General features: G+C 69.5%; 11 protein-coding genes, 2 tRNA genes and 2 pseudogenes. 6 read left to right on the top strand and 9 right to left on the bottom strand.

Annotation, left to right across the window (positions count from 1 at the left end):
- Positions 1 to 49 precede the first annotated feature (49 nt).
- Positions 50 to 853, top strand: a complete 804-nt coding sequence (locus MANAM107_RS12190) for a YaaA family protein (RefSeq protein ID WP_308443622.1) — start codon at positions 50 to 52, stop codon at positions 851 to 853.
- A 63-nt stretch (positions 854 to 916) separates the two neighbouring features.
- On the opposite strand, the gene MANAM107_RS12185 is transcribed toward MANAM107_RS12190, so the two are convergent.
- On the bottom strand, positions 917 to 1,651 hold the full coding sequence (locus MANAM107_RS12185) for a zinc ribbon domain-containing protein (RefSeq protein ID WP_179901216.1): 735 nt from the start codon (positions 1,649 to 1,651) through the stop codon (positions 917 to 919).
- A gap of 53 nt (positions 1,652 to 1,704) precedes the next feature.
- Entirely contained in the window at positions 1,705 to 2,646 is a 942-nt protein-coding gene (locus MANAM107_RS12180; RefSeq protein ID WP_223909123.1) for a Nif3-like dinuclear metal center hexameric protein, read from the bottom strand.
- 441 nt (positions 2,647 to 3,087) lie between these two features.
- Between MANAM107_RS12180 and MANAM107_RS12175 the strand changes: the two genes are divergently transcribed.
- On the top strand, positions 3,088 to 5,109 hold the full coding sequence (locus MANAM107_RS12175) for a glycosyltransferase family 2 protein (RefSeq protein WP_223909121.1): 2,022 nt from the start codon (positions 3,088 to 3,090) through the stop codon (positions 5,107 to 5,109).
- 163 nt (positions 5,110 to 5,272) lie between these two features.
- Here the strand turns inward: MANAM107_RS12175 and MANAM107_RS12170 are convergent, their stop codons facing one another.
- Entirely contained in the window at positions 5,273 to 6,052 is a 780-nt protein-coding gene (locus tag MANAM107_RS12170; protein ID WP_223909118.1) for a class I SAM-dependent methyltransferase, read from the bottom strand.
- A 263-nt stretch (positions 6,053 to 6,315) separates the two neighbouring features.
- On the opposite strand from MANAM107_RS12170, the gene MANAM107_RS12165 reads away from it, so the two are divergent.
- Positions 6,316 to 6,407: transfer RNA gene (locus tag MANAM107_RS12165), tRNA-Ile, on the top strand.
- Positions 6,408 to 6,453: 46 nt separating this feature from the next.
- On the opposite strand, the gene MANAM107_RS12160 is transcribed toward MANAM107_RS12165, so the two are convergent.
- Entirely contained in the window at positions 6,454 to 7,707 is a 1,254-nt protein-coding gene (locus MANAM107_RS12160; RefSeq protein ID WP_223909115.1) for a DUF1266 domain-containing protein, read from the bottom strand.
- 313 nt (positions 7,708 to 8,020) lie between these two features.
- Between MANAM107_RS12160 and acs the strand changes: the two genes are divergently transcribed.
- Entirely contained in the window at positions 8,021 to 9,919 is a 1,899-nt protein-coding gene (gene acs / locus MANAM107_RS12155) for an acetate--CoA ligase (protein WP_223909112.1), read from the top strand.
- A gap of 135 nt (positions 9,920 to 10,054) precedes the next feature.
- A tRNA-Leu gene (locus tag MANAM107_RS12150) sits at positions 10,055 to 10,139 on the top strand.
- Between the two features lie 877 nt (positions 10,140 to 11,016).
- On the opposite strand, the pseudogene MANAM107_RS13180 reads toward MANAM107_RS12150, so the two are convergent.
- The 5 genes and pseudogenes from MANAM107_RS13180 to MANAM107_RS12125 all read right to left on the bottom strand — a co-directional run.
- Positions 11,017 to 12,015: pseudogene (locus MANAM107_RS13180) on the bottom strand (recombinase family protein); the annotation flags it as partial.
- Between the two features lie 71 nt (positions 12,016 to 12,086).
- Positions 12,087 to 12,533, bottom strand: a complete 447-nt coding sequence (locus MANAM107_RS12140; RefSeq protein ID WP_223909110.1) for a recombinase family protein — start codon at positions 12,531 to 12,533, stop codon at positions 12,087 to 12,089.
- Positions 12,534 to 12,795: 262 nt separating this feature from the next.
- Positions 12,796 to 13,674, bottom strand: a complete 879-nt coding sequence (locus tag MANAM107_RS12135) for a replication-relaxation family protein (RefSeq protein ID WP_223909109.1) — start codon at positions 13,672 to 13,674, stop codon at positions 12,796 to 12,798.
- 233 nt (positions 13,675 to 13,907) lie between these two features.
- On the bottom strand, positions 13,908 to 16,085 hold the full coding sequence (locus MANAM107_RS12130) for a type IV secretory system conjugative DNA transfer family protein (RefSeq protein ID WP_223913168.1): 2,178 nt from the start codon (positions 16,083 to 16,085) through the stop codon (positions 13,908 to 13,910).
- A 533-nt stretch (positions 16,086 to 16,618) separates the two neighbouring features.
- Positions 16,619 to 17,212, bottom strand: coding sequence for an MT-A70 family methyltransferase (locus MANAM107_RS12125; protein ID WP_223909106.1), 594 nt, complete (start codon positions 17,210 to 17,212; stop codon positions 16,619 to 16,621).
- 428 nt (positions 17,213 to 17,640) lie between these two features.
- Between MANAM107_RS12125 and MANAM107_RS12120 the strand changes: the two are divergent.
- Positions 17,641 to 18,909, top strand: a pseudogene (locus MANAM107_RS12120) (IS256 family transposase).
- The last annotated feature ends 42 nt before the right edge of the window (positions 18,910 to 18,951 follow it).

Raw genomic sequence — 18,951 nt, 5'->3', positions numbered from 1 at the left:
AGGCACAGCATAGCCCGTGAGGCCGCATGCACTGATCTAGCATGTGCCCGTGCTCATCCTGCTCCCGCCCTCCGAGGGCAAGACCTCTCCCTCCTCAGGCCCGCCCCTGGACCTGGACGGCCTGCTGGGCGGCGCCGAGCTCAGCGCCACCAGGCTCAGGGTCATGGAGGCCCTCGCCCAGGCCAGCGCCTCCCCCGAGGCCGCGGCGCTCCTGGGCCTGGGCCCCAGGAGTGCCGCCGACGCGGCCCTCAACCTCCGCCTGACCACCGCCCCCTGCGCCCCGGCCCACGAGCTGTTCACCGGGGTGCTCTACGAGGCCGCCGCGCTGGCCGGCCACGCCCGGGGCCGATCGGGGCGCAGCGTGCTCAGCGGCAGCGTCGTCATCCTGTCCGGGCTGTGGGGCGCGGTGCGCGCCACCGACGCCCTGCCCGACCACCGCCTGTCCATGGGCCTGGCCCTGCCCGGCCTGGGACGGATGTCCGCCTTCTGGAAGCGGCCCCTGGCCCCGGTGCTCGATGAGCTGGCCGACGGCGTCGTGGTGGACTGCCGCTCCTCGGCCTACGCCGCGGCATGGCAGCCCTCCGCCCAGGCGCCGCCCACCAGCCTGTTCAAGGTCACGGTGGTCAAGGAGGCCCCCAACGGCAGGCGCACCGTGGTCTCCCACCACGCCAAGCACACGCGCGGGCTGCTGGTCGGGGCGCTCATCGCCGCCCTGGCCGAAGGCGGCCTCACGCAGGAGGCCGACGCCGAGGCGGTCGCCGCGATCGCCCAGGGCCTGGAGGGCGTCCACGCCGTGGAGCTGGAGGAGCCGGACCGGCGCGGCAGGCGCGATCTCAGGCTCGTGCTGCGCTGAGACCCCGCTGAGAGGCTGATCCTCCGCGGCCCCGGGCGGGGCGTCCGGGGCCGCTGCCTGCGCTCAGATGTCCATGCGCACGATGATGACGTCGTTCTCCTCGGCGTGCAGGACGGCCTCTGGCGGAGCGGCCATGATCCGGGCCATCTCCTGGGGGCTGATCTCCAGCGATCCGCCCTCGATGCGCCGCCCGTGGAGGGCCACCGCGCCCAGGCCGCCGGTACGGGCGCGCACGGCGTCGTAGTCCTCCAGCAGCCCGGGATCGATACTGCCGGCCAGGTCGGCGCGCTGATCCTCCACCGAGGAGATCTCCTCATCGAGGCGCGCGAAGTGGGCGTCGCGCTCGGCGGTCAGCTCCCGGCCGGCGGCACGGATCTCCTGCTCCTGCCGGGCCAGGCCCTCCACGGCGGCCTGGGCCTGGTCCAGCTCCTCCATCGCGGCGATCTGCGCCTCCTCCAGGACTCCCTGGCGCACGCCCAGGTGGTCGATCTCGTGCTGGATGGCGGTCAGGTCCCGGGCCGCGTCCTGGCCGGACAGGAGCCGCTCACGCAGCGCCTCGGAGCGGCGCACCACCTGGTTGACCTCGTCCTCGCGGCGCGTGGCGGCCTCCTTGGCCTGGACCAGGGCGGCGTCGGCCATGACCGCCTGGCGCTTGTTGGCGGTGAGCCGTTCGATGGTGGCCTCGATCCGCGCCAGCACCGGCAGGTGGGTGCGCTCGTGGCGCAGCCGGGCCAGGCGGGAGTCGAGGGCCTGCAGCTCGATCAGCAGGCGCTGCTGGGCGATGGGAGCGCTCATCACGGGTGTCCTTCGATGCCGGAGATGGGTGGTGCGGTGGGCCGGGTCCGATCCTCTCACGCCCTGTCGGCCGTGGTCAGGCGCATGGTCCACGGGTCGGTAACGGTGTGGGAGACCACGGCGGTCAGGCGAGCTCCCCTGGCGAGGGTCTCGGCCTCCAGGCGCTGGGCCAGTGGGGGCAGGCCCACCCATTCGGTGGCCCAGTGGGTGCCGCACAGCAGGTAGGGCCGCCCGCCCTCGAGGTGCTCGGAGGCGGGGTGGTGGCGCAGGTCGGCGGTGAGGAAGACATCGGCCCCCACCTGGCGGGCCCGCGCCAGCAGGGAGTCCCCGGCGCCGCCGGAGACGGCGATGGTCTGCACGTGCGCCTCCGGGTCGCCGCCCAGGAGCAGACCGGGCGCGGAGTCGGGCAGGGCCGCGGCCACGGTGGCGGCGAAGTCGCGCAGGCTGGTGGGCCGGGGCAGGGCGCCGACCCGGCCGATCCCCTGGGCGGGGTCGGTGGGGTCGGGCTCCAGCGGGACGACCTCGTCAAGGCCCACGGCTGCGGCCAGGGCGTCGGCCACTCCCCCGTGCGCGGCATCCAGGCTGGTGTGGGCGTTGAGCAGGGCGATGCCCGAGCGGATGAGGCGGTGGATGAGGCGGCCCTTGGGATCGGTGGCGGCCACGGCCTCGGTGCCGCGCAGGTAGAGGGGGTGGTGGGTGATGATCATTCCCACGCCGCGCTCGATGGCCTCATCGACGACGGCGGTCACGGGGTCGACGGCCAGCAGCACGGAGGAGACCCGGTCCTGCGGGTCGCCGCAGATGAGCCGGTTGGAGTCCCAGGAGGCGGCCAGGGCCGGCGGCGCGGCCCGCTCCACCAGGTCCACCACTTCGGCGACGCTCAGGCCTCTCTCATCCGTGGGGCCCTCGGGGACCGGCGCGGTCCTGGTATCCGGGGCGTCGTCGCCGCCGCGCTGGGCCTGGGGGGTCGGTCTGATCGGATCTTCCGGCTGCGTCATGGTCCCAGGCTAGAGGACGGGCGCGGCCGCCGCGCAGCCCTGGGGATGAGGCGCACCAGGGCGGTTCGTGCACGTCAACGGGGAGCCTGCTGGGATCGGGGAGCGAGGTGGCGCACATCGGCCGCGCTCCTCGCACAATCCCGGCGCGTGCCTGTTGCGCGGTTGCTACAAACATGGCAGCGTAAAGCCAGAGAATCACAATCCAGTATCTTTTCCTACCTTCGGTTCAATTTTTTGTGGGGTGGCACATCCATGACCTGTGACGAGCAGACGCGATGCCGGGAGGGCGCGGTCGTGCGCCCGGGCCCGTGTCGGGACCGGGAGGCACTGACCGGCTGACACCGTGCGGGGAGCCCCGGCCGCCTCACCGCAGAGGCCGTGCCGCCCGGCGCCCCCGCACCTCCCCCGCTCCGCACCTGTCCCATCCCAGAAGGGGTTCCCATGTCCTGGTCCTTCGGCATGTTCGTCGTGCTCATATGCGGCGTCATCCTCATGGCCGCCATCGGCGTCAAGCTGCTCTTCAAGCGTGACCTGCCCCTGGGCGCCCACCGAGGCCCGCAGGAGCAGGACGGCCGGGGCGCGGCGCCCTCGGTGCGGCAGCCCGGTGAGCGGGACTGGCGCGACCGCGGACCGCGGCCGTCGCAGACCATCCGCTACCGCCTGGACTCCCCCGGCCGCGCCCAGGGCTTCGCCAACCGGACGGGACTGCCGCGGGCGCTCATGGACTCCTCCCCCTACCTGCCCCTGCTGGTGCTCGTGGGCGCCTACCTGGTGGTGTGGTTCTTCTGGAGGGTCATCGTCACCCGGCACGGCAGTTTCGACCCCTGGCTCATCTGGGCCTTCAACATCGTCTTCCTCTTCGTGGCGATCCAGCTGCTGCTGGCCTTCTCCGAGCAGCGGCTCATCGGTGCCGGCCCCACGCCCCAGCGGGCCGCGGTGCTCGTGCCCCTGTACAACGAGGATCCCGCGGTGGTCCAGCGCATGCTCACCGCCCTGCTGGTCCAGAGCCTGGTGCCCTCCGAGATCCACGTCGTCGACGACGGCTCCACCCAGGGCACCTACTTCGAGCAGCGCCAGTGGTTCCTGCGCGAGGCCCGCGCCCACGGGGTCTACGCGACCTGGCAGCGCACCCCCAACCAGGGCAAGCGCCACGCCCAGGCCCAGGCCTTCCAGCAGATCCGCGACGCGGAGATCTTCGTGACGGTGGACTCCGACTCGATGCTCGACGCCGAGGCGATGCGCGAGATCACCCTGCCCTTCGCCGACCCTCGGGTGATGTCGGTGGCCGGGGTCATCCTGGCCACGAACAACCGGATGAACCTGCTGGCCCGGGTCACCGACATCATCTTCGTCACCCAGCAGCTCACCGACCGCTCCTCCATGTCCCGCCTGGGCATGGTGCTGGTCAACTCCGGGGGCCTGGCGGCCTACCGGATCTCCGTGCTGGCCGACCACATCGACCTCTACATGAGCGAGGAGTACCTGGGCCGGCACGTGGAGTTCTCCGACGACTCCCTCCTCACGCTCTTCGCGGCACTGAGGGGCCGCACGGTCCAGCAGCCCACGGCCTTCGCCTTCGCCTGGATGCCCGAGCGCTTCAGCCATCACCTGCGCCAGCAGATGCGGTGGTTCCGCGGATCCTTCATCCGGGGACTGTGGCGGCTGCGCTTCCTGCCGGTGATCTCCTGGGGCTGGTGGCGCCAGCTGCTGGGCTGGCTCCAGCTGTGGGTGGTGGGCGCCACCTTCATCTACCTGGTGATCTGGCGCCCGTTGATGACCGATCACGGGATCCCCGTGGAGGTCATCCTCATCCCGGCGATCATCGGCCTGGTGCAGAACATGCGCTATGTGGGCGTGTGGCGGTCGGACACCTCCGAGCGGCAGCGCTACAGCGCCCTGGTGCTCTCCCCGCTGGCCACCATGTGGACCACCGTGCTGCTGCGCCCGCTGCGCGTGTGGGGGATGCTCACCAGCACACGCATGGGCTGGAACACCCGCCAGCAGGTGGAGGTCTCCGAGGACGGGGGCATGGTGGACCAGGTGCTGGCCCACGCCGGGGCGCTCAGCGATCCGGGCGAGGTCGCTGCGCCACCGCCAATGGGGCGCGCGGCCGCCGCGGCCACGCCACCGCCGGTGGCAGAGGCCCCCGTGGGGGCCGGGCCCGCGGTCGCGGTGGCCAGTCCCGCCGGCGTCGTGGGTCCTCCCCCACCGCCGCCACCGCCGGCGCCTGCGCCGCCGCCTCCCCCGCCCCCGCCGTTGGCGGGCCATATGGTGCGCGTGCCACGGCACAGCCCGCTGCCGCCGCTGCCGCCCAAGGAGCCGCTGTCCGAGGCGTCGAACTCCGCCTCCTCGCCGCCCTCGGCGCCGGCCAGTGCCGCGAAGTCGCCGGCCGCGGCGCACAAGTCCTCCCAGGGCAGGCGCCCCTACCCCCCGGGTCACCTGTCCGTGGGCTCATGGTCCTGATCAGTCCCGATCAGCCAGTGGCCCTCGGGTCCGGGACAGCGCGGGTCAGCGCGGGTCGGGGACGGCGGGTGATGCACCCCCGGGCCTGCCGGCATCCAGTGGGCCGGAGGTACCGCGTCGCGGCGTGCTCAGGGATCCCTGCTCGCGGGCCGCAGTGAGGGCCTCAGCGGTTGCGGATGTAGGAGTAGAGCAGGAGGTCGGGGCGCGCGGGCCCCGGGTGGCAGCCCGCGGTCGCGGCCTGCGCCGCCAGCTCCTCAGGAGTGCGGATCCTCCAGGAGGTGGTGGCCTCGCGGGTCTGGAGGACCTCGCCGCCCCCACCGGCACCGTCATCGCTGCCCTCATCGGGGTGGGCGGCGGCGGTGATGGTCCATCGCATGGTCCAGGCGACGACGCCGTCCTGGGCGGCCTCGGCCCTGCCCTCGGTGCGGTAGGCCAGGTCGCCGATGCGGGTGGTGCCGAAGTCGGTCCAGGGCAGTGCGGCGCCGTCGAGGGGGCCCTGGAGTGCGATGATCACCGGCGCCCCGGGCATCAGGCGCTCGCCCACCAGCTCCCAGAAGCCGGCCAGGGCCTCGTCGTCGAGGTGCCCAATGACGTTGAGGGCCGTGATGGCCCCCAGGCGGCGGGGCAGGAGGTGGGCGACCTGGTCGAGGGTGCCGGCTAGGACGGTGGTGCGCTCGGCCAGCTCGTCGTTGGCGGCGATGGCGGCCATGAGGCCGGCGCGCATGGCGGCGGAGGGCTCGACGGCGTAGAGCCTGCGGCGCCCGGTGGCCAGGGCGGGCAGTGCGGTGCCGATGCCGGCACCGAGGTCGAGGGCGGGCTCATCCCCTGCCCGCGCCGCTGCGAGGATCTCGCCCAGGGCGGCATTGATGGACGGGGTGAAGGCGCGCGCCAGGGCTCCGTAGATGTCGGCGTTGCTGGTGTAGAAGTCGTGCGGCTGGCTCATCGCGCTTCCCAAGACGGTGCCATGTGGTGGGCAGCATCATCCCACAGGGCCCGTCGGTGCCGCTGTGCCGGAGCGCGCCTCGGCCCGGGTCGTGCAGCCCATGGGCGCTCCCGCCGATGCGCCGCCGTGGGCAGCGGGTGGGGATGTACAGAACTCCCCATGGCAACGGTCAGGAAGGAGTGCCGGGCTGGGGTAATCTTCACTGCGTCGTCCTCCCCGACGACGCCCTGAGCCCCGCGCGCCGGCGCGAGCGCCCAGGCACTGCCCCCATAGCTCAGCGGTTAGAGCAGCGAGCTTATACCTCGTTTCGTGCCTGATAAGCACAAGGTCCTGGGTTCGAATCCCAGTGGGGGTACTTCTTATATATGGGTTGCTGTGAGCGTGGCGGAGTCCCGCCGCCCTCACAGCGGGTGGGCGGCGCTGAAGGAGCGTACTCGTGCGCCCAGGCCGTTGAGCAATGCCTCCAGGCGCCAGGTGAGCTCGGTGCTGGCCGGCCCCAGTGCGCCCCAGTCCGGGTAGAGGGTGCCCAGCAGCGCACCTCCGGCATGGAAGGCGACGTCCTTGCCGGGGCTCACGGTGGCGGTGATCCTCACCTGCTCCCAGGGCACGGGGGTGAAGGTGCGGTGCACCCCGGCCTTGGCGACCAGGACGCAGGCCTGCTCGGTCAGGACCGCGGTGAGCCTGCCGCCGTCGCTGATGCGCAGGAAGGGCACCCCCGACCAGTGCTTGCGCTCGAGGCGGACGTCGCGCCAGAAGGTCTTCGCGGCCCTGCCATCGCCGTGGGCGGGCAGATCCCATGGGGGCAGCCGCGAGCTCCGCAGGTCCTCGAAGACCGGCCAGAGCCGGGCCATGTCCACGGGGAGCCAGAAGACCTCCTGTGCCAGGGCGCGCGAGCGCAGGAAGGTCCCCGCATCCGTTGCGGTGCTCTGGAGCACTGTGGTGGTGGCCGCATCCAGGGGGTGGCCGGCGGTGGCCACCCACCCGCCGACCCCCAGGCGGGCGGCCCGGGAGCTCTCGGCGGGAATGAGCGCCTCGATGGCGCTGATGAGGGCGCTGAGGTCCTCCGGGGGCCACAGTCCTGCGGGGAACAGGGTGAGGTGGGCGCTGAGCGCCATGATGTGGGTGGCTTCGAGGATCTTGTGCTCATCGACGATGTAGGGGCTGCCTGAGGTGGCGTACATGGCCTGGAATGCGGTTTTGCCGACGATGACGGAGGCCAGGTACTGGCCCCAGCCGGAGTAGTGCGCGAGGGCTCGCCGGGCGTGGCTCTCCAGGAGCTCGGCCAGGGCGGCGTCGTCGATGTAGCCCGCGGTGCGGGCACGGGTGAGCAGGTTGACGATCCGGCAGTCGTCGAATCCGCGCGCCCCGGCCGCGCCGGCGAGCATGGCCAGGGCGGGCACCTGCTGGGCTGCGATGAGCGGATCGGCCCAGGAGCCGGCCGCCACCGCCAGCTCCTCGCATTGGGCGATCGCCGAGGGCCCGTCGACGACGCCGAAGGCGTTCTTCAGGGCAATGACCGACGCCGGCCGGTTCAGTGCCGCCCATCCGGGGCCCTGCGTGTTGCGCAGCTCGTCGATGGCGGCCTGGTAGGGCTTGGCCAGCAGGGCGTGGTCGGCGCAGTAGGGGGAGGCGAGCAGGTTGAGATTGCTGAGCACGAGGAGGGTCCCTCCTGGGGCCGGTCATCTTCTCGGTGATCCTGGCAGACGCGGTGACGGTCCGGCAAGAGGTCGGGAGGGGTGGTGGTGAGGCGGAAGGGGAGGGCGCCGGGCGAGGTGGGCCTGCGGGCGGCTGACCGGATGACGCCGTCGTGGGGGTGGGCGCCGGCGGGAGCGCGCTCGCCCTGGGCACGGTCCCCATCCCGATCTGCCGGTTTTCTGCCATGGCCGGCGGGCCGCGCGGCGGGTACTGTTCTGCGAATCGCTCCCGGGGGCCGGCCCGGGGGCACTGAGCGCCGTCGAGGAGGACGTCGTGACGCAGGCATACGAGAGCACAGGTTTCATCGCCCCCGACCCCGAGTCCGTCAAGGGCGCCTGGGTCCAGGACTGGAGGGCGCTGGAGGAGCAGGCCCTGAAGGATCCCCAGGGCTACTGGGCCGGGCGCGCCCGGGAGCTGGAGTGGTCCAGGCCGTGGGAGGAGGTCCTGGACGACTCCGAGGCGCCCTTCTACCGCTGGTTCGTGGGGGCGCGGACGAATATCGTCACCAACGCGGTGGACCGCCACCTGGTGACGGCCCGCAAGAACAAGCTGGCGCTGGTGTGGGTCGGGGAGGACACCGACCAGGTGCGCACCTTCTCCTACTTCTCCCTGGCCAAGCAGGTCGAGCGCATGGCCAATGTGCTCAAGGCCATGGGGGTGGGCAAGGGCGATGTGGTGACCATCTACCTTCCCCGCATCCCCGAGGTGTTCTTCGCCATGCTGGCCTGCGCCAAGCTCGGCGCCATCCACTCGGTGGTCTTCGCCGGCTACTCCGCCGACGCCCTGACCGCCCGCATCGATGGCTCGGAGTCCAAGGTGGTCATCACCGCCGACGGGTCGTGGATCAATGGGAAGGTCTTCCCCCTCAAGGACATCATCGATGAGGCGGTGCGCTTCTCCCCCACGATCCAGAACGTCATCGTGGTGCGCAACACGGGCTCGGAGGTCGCCATGGACCCGATCCGGGACCACTGGTACCACGAGCTGTGCAAGCTGCCGGTGGCCAAGGGCCGCTGCGAGACCGTCCAGGTCGACGCCGAGGATCCCCTGTTCATCCTCTACACCTCGGGCTCCACGGGCAGTCCCAAGGCGATCCTGCACTCCCATGGCGGCTACATGGTGGGCACCTATGTCACCCTCCACGACTGCTTCGACATCCATGATGAGGACCGCTGGTGGTGCACCTCGGACCCGGGGTGGATCACCGGCCACAGCTACCTGGTCTACGGGCCGCTGCTGTGCGGGGCCACCGTGTTCATGTACGAGGGCAACCCGACCTTCCCCTACCCCGACCGGTGGTGGGACCTCATCGAGAACTACGGGATCACCTCCTTCTACACCGCGCCGACCGCGATCCGCACGCTCATGCGCTTCGGGGAGGCCTGGGTCAAGCGCCACGACCTGTCCAGCCTGCGGCTGCTGGGCAGTGTGGGTGAACCTCTGAATCCCGAGGCGTGGTCCTGGTTCCACCAGGTGGTGGGCGAGGGCCGCTGCCCGATCATCGATACCTGGTGGCAGACCGAGACCGGCATGTTCCAGATCACCACGGTGCCGACCATGCCTGCCAAGCCGGGGGCGGCCGGCCGGCCGGCGTTCGGCCAGGAGGCGGCGGTGGTCGATGAGCAGGGGCGGGAGGTGCCCGACGGCGTGGAGGGCAACCTGGTGCTCAAGCGGCCCTGGCCCTCCATGCTGCGCACCCTCTACCGGGACCCCGAGCGCTACCAGCGCACCTACTGGGAGAGGTACCCGGGCCTCTACCTCACGGGGGACTCGGCCAAGCGCGACGCCGATGGCTGGTTCTGGATCATTGGGCGCACCGACGACATCATCAAGGTCTCCGGGCACCGCCTGGGCACCGCGGAGGTGGAGTCCGCGCTGGTCTCCCACCCAGCGGTGGCCGAGGCGGCGGCCGTGGGCCTGCCCCACGAGGTCAAGGGGCATGCGATCCATGTGGCGGTGGTGCTCAACCAGGGGGTGGAGGCCTCCCGGCGTCTTGAGGCCGAGCTGCGCCAGCATGTGGCGGCGACACTGTCGCCTATTGCCAAGCCCGACTCCTTCGACTTCCCCGAGGCGCTGCCCAAGACGCGCTCGGGCAAGATCCTGCGCCGGGTGCTGCGGGCCCGCGCCCTGGGCCAGGACGAGGGAGACCTGTCCACACTGGACACCGACTGAGGCGGGACGCAGTGGAGGTCGGCGATGCGTTCGTGGGTCCTGCGGCAGGTCCCTGCCGCAGGACCCACGAACGGCCTGAACCGCGGGGGCGGTGGTGCTAGGTTGTTCCGGTGCCGCGGCGCAGGCCGGGGCGCGGCCCCTGTGGTGGAATCGGTAGACACCGCGACCTTAAAAGTCGCTGCCTTCGGGCGTGCGGGTTCGAGTCCCGCCGGGGGCACCACGGTGCTCGAGTACGAACCCGCAGCAAGCGAGGTTGTGGCTGGAGCCATCTCAGACGACGAGTGATGCTCACCCTTGGCGGTGGGCGTTTTTCGTTGTCCTGACAACCCTGGGATGGGGCTCTGGCTCGGGTCGGCATCCACAGTGCTGGCGTGCTGGTGCGCCGCCCGCCGTAACCCGGGGCTGGCCAGGTGGTCGAAGGGAAAGCTGAGGATGCCAGCGGCGCTGCTGTGCTGCTCGGGATCCTGGGTCAGGATGAGACCAGGGCTCGATACTGAGGTTGGGTTGTGGGCGGGTTGGTCATTGGTCGCTCCGGTCCCTCCCCAATCGGACGCCTCTTCGCTGCTGACTGGCTCACCATCACTCCCGGGGCCGTCGCCCTCGGGCAGCACCACGCGCCCATCCTCATCGACGGCCGGGTTGACCAACACCCGCTGGAAGAAGACGGTGTTGAGCTGTTTCTTGAGGTGGTCGGGGGCGGCAGTGTAGAGCCGCTGGCAATCCTCTAACAGATCCAGAGCCTGCCCCAAGTGCTGGCGGACCTGGGCGATGTCCGCCTGGTAGCCATCGAGCTGGCGCTGGATCCCAGAGATCTGCCGGGTCAGGCGGTCCTGTTCCTCCTTGAGCAGTTCCAGGGGAACAGCCCCGGCGTAGTGGGCTTGGAGGAGCTGGCGGCGCTGGTCCTCCAGCGTGGTGCGGCGGGTGGTCAGGGAGCGGATCTGCTGCTGGCGCCCGGCCTGGATGTGGTCCAGCTCGGCCAGCAGATAGTCCTCAACAGTCTGCCTGTCCTCAGCCGTCAGGCAGATCCTCCCGTACAGCTCAGCCACTCGCGTCTCGACCTGGTCGATGAGGACGGCCCGGAAGGTGCAGTCGTGCTTGCGCTGGCGGCGGGAACAGACGAAGTAGGGATAGGTCCGGCCATGGCGACTCCTGGCCTTGTGCACCAGCAACCGCGAGCCGCACAGCCCACACACCACGGTGGACTTCAGATGGTGGTTGTGCAGGCGCTGCTGCTCCCCATGACGATGCGCCGACAGGATGTCCTGGACCTGCTGCCAGGTCACCTCATCGACCAAGGGCTCATGCTGGCCGGGATACTCCACACCCTGGAAGGAAACCACCCCGCGGTAGTAGGGATGGCGCAGCAGAGTATGCAACCGGTTTTTGCTCAGGGGCTTGGCCGGCCTGGTGGGCGTGGCGGGGATGTCTAGGCCCAGGCCAGCCAGGTGCTCGGCCAGACGAGCCACCGTCCAATTGCCGGTGGCGTACTCGGTGAAGGCCAGGCGCATGAGCGGACCGCGCTCGGGATCCACCTCAACAGTACGGATCTCCCGGCCCTGGGCGTCCTGGCCGCGGACGTTGCGATACCCCAGGGGTGCTTTGCCAACGGTGCCTCCACTACGGGCTTTCTGCCCCATGCCCTTGAGCACCTCGTTCGCCAGGTTGCGCGAGTAGAACTCAGCGATGGAGCTCATGATGCCGTGCAGCAGCATGCCGCCCGGCGTCTGGTCGATGTTCTCCGAGGTGGAGACCAGGCGCACCCCAGCCTGCTCGAAGGCCCGGTTGATCTCCACATCATCAGCCCGGTTGCGGGCCAGGCGGTCCAGCTTGTGGACGATGCAGAAATCCACATCCCCCGCCTCCTGCAGGTAGGCCAGCATCCGCTGCAGCTCGGGCCGGTTGGCCGAGCGAGCCGACTCACCGCGGTCGACGAACTCCTTGACGATCAGGGCGCCCATAGAGGCAGCCTTCTTCTTATTCGCCTCACGCTGCGCCGGGATGGAGAAGCCCTCCTCCGCCCCCGCCCGCTGAGCCTGCTCACGGGTCGAGACCCGGATGTATGAGACGGCCCGCTTGGGGGTCAGGGCGGCGGACATAGCCTGAAGCGGGTCCACACCCGGCGAAGCCGCTGAGGCGGCGGGTGTGTCCGGGGCGGTGGTTGTCGGGGTCATGAGGGCCTCCTTCCGGTGCTGGTTGCTGGGGTGAATGGGCGTTGGTCGACGGGCCGGCTGCGTGGGTCCCCTACGGCACGGTGACTGGTCGTGTGGCGGTGCGGCTGGTCCTGTGGCGCCTGATCATGGATGGTGAGCAGGCTGATGTGGTCGTGGTTCAGGAGCTCGGTGATGGACAGGGCGGCCTCGGCGTCGAGGTTGGCGGTTGGCCAGTTGGTGGTGCACAGGTAGCGGACACAGGGCTCCCGGACGGCCCGCAGCGCCATGTCCAGGCCGATGGTGCGATCCTCCAGGTCGTGGAACTCGGTGATGACCGCCAGACCAGCGTGCCGGCAGTAGCGCCGCAGCGCGGTGCTCTGCCTGGTGATCTGGGCCGGATACTGGCCGTGGGCATAGATGACGACGCCCTCGATGCTTGATTCAGTTGGCGTGGTTCCGGGCATGAGATTATTCCTCCCTTCAGTGATTCTTAGCTACTGACGCAAGAGACTGGCACAACCTCTGTCTCTACTTCTATTGACGCTCAGTTGGCCCGAAGAGTCAAGTCCGAATACTCTCATCCCACCCATCCCTCTCATTAGTGGCCCTAGGTGGCGGCAGGAATAGCATGGAGAACGCACTTCCGGAGTTGACGGGTGATCGAATTAGCGGCATGGATGCGTGGATCTCTCTTTTTACTCTGATGGATGATCTCCAGGGGTGGCGTTATGGGCCTTGCTGGATGAGGCGGGTCAACTGCTCGGCGCTGGCTACGATCTTGAACAACCCTGACATCAGGTACTGGTCAGCCTGGATCTGCCGCTCCAGCCACTCAGCCCGCTTGGCGCTATTCATCACCCACACAACCTGCGGGTAATAGCCGCCGTTGGCGGCTTGCTCGGTGCCGCTGCTGAGATGGTCCTGGTAGGTATGGCATTTGGCCAGGAGGCGGGCGGGGTTCTCGGTGGCCAGATCGACCTCCAGCAGCCAGTGGTCCTGCTCGCCGTGCTTGGTGGTGGTGATGGCCTCCAGGTCGGGTTTGAGCCAGCGCTGGGCTCCGGAGGGCAGCATCCAGCTGCGCCAACAGGCTGGTTCGGTGGCCAGGAGGGTGAGGTGTCCGCCAGCGTCGTAGGCGGCCTGCTCGATGATCAGCCGGGTCTGGGTGATGGCCAGGGTGTGGGCCAGGAAGGCGTGGGAGGGCTCGCTGTGGCGCCGGCGCCTGCCCGCGACCGCCGGGGTCTGGCCAGTACCGGTCGGCTGGTGGTCGGTGCTGTGCTGCTGGGCGATCAGGCGGTGGCCGGGTTCCCGTAGGTGCCAGATGAATCCGGTGGATCCGGCCCGCACTCCCCCGATACGCCTCGCCAGGTGGTCCACCAACCCCAGGCGGTGGTGGCGGCTCAGGCGGCGGGTGGTCTGGCGCAGTGCGGAGCGCTGGGTGGCCCAACGCCCGTCCAGGTTGGCGATCTGGGCCAGTTGGCTGGTAGTGGCGTAGCGGTGGGTGGCCAGCAACTCGAAGAGGTCGTGGTCGGTGGTGTCGAGCTGCTCGGCGATGGCCTGGAGCTGGCGGCGCCCGATGCGCCTCCTGGCGTCGATGGTGGCTGGCATGGTCGGTCCTCCTTCCTTGTCTCACGGTGGTTGTCTGCGTCTGGGAGTGGTTGTCTGCCGGCGGCCGGCCCGGCATGCGTGGGATGGCAACCAGCAGGGGCTGGTAGTCGCCTCCGGTGTTGGCCGATTTGGGCCGGGATGCCGCCGAAGCTGGCGGGTGCTTGTCGTCGCGAGCGGTCGGGCGATTGGTCGCCCGGCTCGTCCCGCGCGGGATGCGGCGTCGGCACAGCAATTCATCTGTCTCTTCGTCTGCCACTGTCTGGTCTGCCGGTGGCCTTGCGTGGTCGCCGCCCGATGATCGTCTCCGCCGCGCGCACGTTCCCAGCCGGTGGCGCCGAGCCGCCCGTCGTCTGGGGTGTGGCCCCGAGGCGCTCGAGCAGCCCGGTCTCGACGTCCCGGGCGTCTTGGCCGTAGCGAGCGGTGCTGGCGGCATGCAACTCCACCGGGTCAGCGGTCGGGGGTGGTAGCGGCATGGTGGTGGCCATCGCCCAGGTCTGGAGGTGACCCTGGTAGAGGGTCCGGGCGTAGACGGCAAAGCGCGGCAGCAGTTGGAAGTCGGCCGCTTCCAGTCCTGTAGCCTGGCGGGCCATCTCGCTGGCATCACTGGCGGATAGGCTGAAGATGATCTTGTTGCGGGCATTGGTGTCGATGCCGGCCCGCAGGGCTGACGGCAGCTGGGCGCGGTACTGGTGGGCCAGGTGGAAGGCCACCCCCAGTGATCTGGCCTGGGCCAGCGCGTCGGCCAGGTCCCCAGGCAGGGCTAGGTAGTCCTGGACCTCGTCGATGTAGATGCTGACGATGTGCCGGCGCTCGGGCGGCAGGGCGGCCCGGGCCAGGATGAGGGGCCATAGCTGGCCGATCAGCAGGCTGCCCAGTAGGCGGGCCGACTCAGCCCCCAGCACGCCCTTGTTCAGTGATACCAGGACGATGCGCTGGCGGGTCAGCAGCTCGGACGGGTCGAAGCGCGGCTCCGCCTGACCCAGGGTGGCGCGCAGGTGCGGGCGGATGAGGAAGGGCTGGAGCTTGTTGAGCACCGGGGCGATCCACTGGCTGCGCTGAGCCTCCGACAATGCCTCATACTTCTCCCAGAACCGATCGGTCCCCAAGGGATCAGGGGCCGCCGCGGTGATACGCCGGCGGTGGGCAGGACTGGTCAATAGCAGCGGCAGGTCCACCAGGGTGGCGCCCGGGGTACGGGCCAGGGTCAGCAGACCGGCAGTCAGGATCTCCTCGGTGCGCGGCCCCCACGAGTCGGCGAAGAGCGTCTTGAAGGTGGCCAGGACAGCGTCGGCGATAAGCTCTGGGCGCCGTCGGCTGCCAGTGAAAGTCGTCGCCAGTGGATTAATGCCCACCGGCGTGGGGCTGGTCGGATCGATGACCACCACGTCATCGCGCCGCTCCGGTGGGATGCGGGCCAGCAGATCATGAACCAGATCCGCCTTGGGGTCGATGAGCAGCACGCCGCGCCCTGCCCGGATGTCGGCCAGCGCCAGCTGAGCCATGGCGGTGGATTTGCCAGCGCCGGTAGGGCCCAGCAGCACGGTATGGAACAGGGCGTCGTGGATGGAGATCCCCAGTCGTCCCGACTGGGCCGGCTCATTCGAGGTAGCGAAGGCGCGCGTGGTATCTCGGTGCTCAGGCAGCGGCAGACGACGCGGGTGCGCCCCGGGGGTGGCTGGCAGCTCACCGGCCCCGATAGGCCAGCCGATAAGGCAGGCCAGCTCGTGGGCGCTCAAGGTCAGTGGGTAGCGCCAAGGACGACGTGCCTGAGTAAGGCGCTCGGGCTGCTCGCCGCAGGCCCGCAGTCGTACCCCGGCCCCCTCACTCATGCGCAGCGCCCCCAGCAGACCGCTCAGGAGGGCTCGCCATCTGGCTGGGGTGGCGGCGCGGGCGCCGAGCCGGAGCATCACACCAGCCTGGTGCTGACCCTCTCGCCGGCGGATGGCAGCACTCAGTCGTGGCTCCTGGACTGGATGGGCGAATCCGAGCAGCTCCAGCCAGCCGCTGCGCGCCAACTGACCGCTACTGAGCGAGGGCCGGTAACGCGGCCCGATCAGGGCCTGGATGACCAGCTCCTCCCCCGTATCGGTAGCGGCCATCGCCGCCAGGACCGCCCGAACAACGGCCTCGATGCGCTCGATGTTCAGCGGCAGTAGTGGCCGAGACACCTTCAGTCGCAGCGCCGCATCGACGCTCTGCCTGCCCTCAGCGGGGGTGGTGACGCGGCTACCGGGTACCAACTCGGGGATCGTCGCCTCAAGGCCGGTACCAGGCCTGGTCGCCACGAAGGTGCGCGCCCGGCCACTACTAGCCCTGGTCTCCAGCACCACCCGACCCAGATGCCAGTCAGCCAGGATCCGATCCAGCATCCCGGTGGCATCAGTGGTGCTCAGTGGCTGACTCAACTGCACCTGAAACCAACTCAGCGGTGCTGCGTGAGCGGCCTGGCTACCCCAGGAGGTCATCATCCGCCTCCTTCGGCTGAGACTGGTTGATGTTGTGAAGGGCTGCACCGGCCTGCTTGGCGGTGTCGTCGCCGACCGCCGCCGGCGCGGTCTCCTGAGACTGCTGGTGCTGTAGTAGCGCCAGCAGGACTCGGGCCAGCTCCTGGTGATCCAGGAGCCGTCGACGCCCGACTACCCAGACCGCGTGGGACGAAGCTGGGCGGCCACCACGACGACGGACTGGTTGAGGGCGCGGGCTCATGTCCGCCTCCTCACCACTGGTCCCGGCCCCGCCACCAGGACACTGCTGCGGCGCTGGCAAGCACTATGACGAGCCCGCCGGCGAGCCATATCCAGGCGCTTTGCAGCACGCAGGCGATCCACTTCAGCCCAATCGCGACCAGGACGAGTCCGACGCCGACGCGCAGCAGGCTCCCGGGCAGCGAGTTCCTCGAGTCCCCAGACATCCCAGTTCCTTCCTTGTAATCCGTAGTTCCTCATCACCGGACCTCCTGGCTGTAGCGCGGCACCGGGTATTCGGGGATGCGGATGTCGGAGGCGACCTCGTTGCCCCAGATGGCCCAGTCCTGGTTGGACTGCGGGCGGCGGCGGGCGAACAGCTCCAGGAACGGCCCGGCGCTGATCCGCTCGATGATGGCGAACTGCTCGGCCGGCTTGCGCGAGTGCTCGGTGACCGGGGCGTTGAACCAGGTGGGCTGGGAGTGGTTGCCCAGCGGGGCGTGGCCCCGGGTGCAGAACAGCAGCTGCTCGGTGGCGTTGCGCAGCTGGTAGCGGCCCGACAGGCCCAGGCGGAACTTCACCCAGGTCAGCGGGCTGCGCACCGTGAAGCCCCAGGCGGCGGCCACCTCGTAGGCCTGAGGCAGCAGGGCGTTGGTGGTCCACAGCCACAGATGGGCATTCGGGGCGGCCAGTTCACCAACCGGCAGAGCCTCAATGCGCTCCAGACTCATCGTCCGGTAATGCCGCTCCCCACCCTGGGCCGGCCAGGGCGGATCCGCCAGAATGGTACGGAAGCCACCGTCCGGCAGGCCCGGCACTCGGCGCTCATCGCTAATAATCGTCTCACTCTTCATGGTCGACTCTCCTTTCTTTTTACATTTTTGGTGACATCAGTAGAGGGATGCTCTACTGCTGGCGCATTCATAGCACCCTGCCTCCATATGTCGCATAAACCAGTGCTGCCGACAACACCCTGAAGCACTCATCCTGAAGCGATACGACACCACCGGCGACCAGCAAGGTCGGGAGGATGCCAGCGGTCAGGGATGGAAGGAATCGCTGTCGCGACCCTTCATTCCGGACATTAAGGGAGATGACAGTGCTTGCTGTTGTTTCCACAACAGTCACTGGCGTGCGGGGTTTAGGGAAGTGCTGGTTCTACGGCTGGGGTGCGTCTCGTAGTGTGGTGGCAATTCCTGCGGGGCTTGGCCAGCCGGGGGTGCTGGGGTGGGCATCGTGGGACCCAGATTCTCGACCAAGATTCACCAGGAGTGTTCCCACGATGCCCACGCACAAGTCTGCCGTGTCTGCCCTGATCGGGGAAGTGCTGTCCGACCCTGACCTGGCCCATGACGATGTCTTCCGCCGGATGCTGCAAGCCGGTCTGCAAGACCTGATCGATGCCGAGGCGGCCGCGGTCATCGGCGCCGGCCGCTATGAGCGCACCGAGCAGCGCACCAACAGGCGCAACGGCAAGCGAGCCAAGACACTGGCCACCACTGCCGGAGAGGTCGAGCTGGCCATCCCCAAGCTGCGCTCCGGGTCGTTCTTCCCCAGCCTGCTCAACCCGCGCAGGAGGGTCGATAAGGCCCTGTACGCCGTGATCTGCTCGGCCTGGATCGAGGGGGTCTCCACACGCAAGGTCGATGAACTGGTCAAGGCCCTGGGGTGCGAGTCAGGCATCTCGCGCTCGAGCGTCTCGCGCATCTGCAAGGACATCGACCAGGGCGTGGGCCAGTTCCTGACCCGGCCCCTGGACCACTCCTGGTTCCCCTACCTGTTCGTGGACGCGACCTACCTCGATGTGCGCATGGGCCACCGCGTGGTCTGCCAGGCCCTGGTAGTAGCCACCGGAGTATCAGCCCTGGGCCGGCGCGAGATCCTGGGCATGGCCATCGGGGACGCCGAGACCACCGACTTTTGGACCGAGTTCCTGCGCTCCCTGCGCCAGCGGGGATTGAGGGTCGCCAGCACCGCTGATCCCCTGGGCGTGGCGCTGGTCACCAGTGACGCCCACGCGGGCCTGAAGGCCGCGATCAAGGCGATCCTGCCCGGGGCGGCCTGGCAGCGCTGCCGGGTCCACTTCGCCCGCAACGTCACCCAGCACCTGGGCTCGGCCCACTCCAAGCCTGTCAATGCGCTGATCTCCACCATCTTCGCCCAGACCAGCCCCCAGGCCGTGGCCGCCCAGTACAAGCAGGTCATCGACTCCCTGCAGTCCTGGCTGCCCGCCATCGCCCAGATGCTGATTGACGCCGAGCCCGACCTGACCGCCTTCACCGCGATGCCCCGCGAGCACTGGTAAAAGATCTGGTCCAACAACCCCATCGAGCGCCTCAACCGCGAGATCAAGCGCCGCGCCGACGTCGTCCAGGTCTTCCCCGACCGCGAGTCCGTCACCCGCCTGATCGGCGCCGTCCTCCAAGAGCAGCACGAGGAATGGCAGTACAGCGAACGCCGCTACCTATCCCAGACCTCACTCCAGCAACTCACCCACACCCTGACCCACACCACCCCCGACAACCACCCCCTGATAACCCTCACCACCTAACCCAAAAAACACCACACCAAGAGACTTGACCCCACTGCGGCC

It is taken from the genome of Actinomyces capricornis, from assembly GCF_019974135.1.
Classification (GTDB): domain Bacteria; phylum Actinomycetota; class Actinomycetes; order Actinomycetales; family Actinomycetaceae; genus Actinomyces; species Actinomyces capricornis.
This window is presented reverse-complemented; position numbering and strand designations above follow the sequence as displayed.

Coding starts and splice junctions, on each gene's coding strand:
- MANAM107_RS12175 (WP_223909121.1), top strand. CDS start 3,088: ATGTCCTGGTCCTTCGGCATGTTCGTCGTGCTCATATGCGGCGTCATC.
- MANAM107_RS12125 (WP_223909106.1), bottom strand. CDS start 17,212: ATGAAGAGTGAGACGATTATTAGCGATGAGCGCCGAGTGCCGGGCCTG.
- MANAM107_RS12140 (WP_223909110.1), bottom strand. CDS start 12,533: ATGCCCGGAACCACGCCAACTGAATCAAGCATCGAGGGCGTCGTCATC.
- MANAM107_RS12135 (WP_223909109.1), bottom strand. CDS start 13,674: ATGCCAGCCACCATCGACGCCAGGAGGCGCATCGGGCGCCGCCAGCTC.
- MANAM107_RS12180 (WP_223909123.1), bottom strand. CDS start 2,646: ATGACGCAGCCGGAAGATCCGATCAGACCGACCCCCCAGGCCCAGCGC.
- MANAM107_RS12170 (WP_223909118.1), bottom strand. CDS start 6,052: ATGAGCCAGCCGCACGACTTCTACACCAGCAACGCCGACATCTACGGA.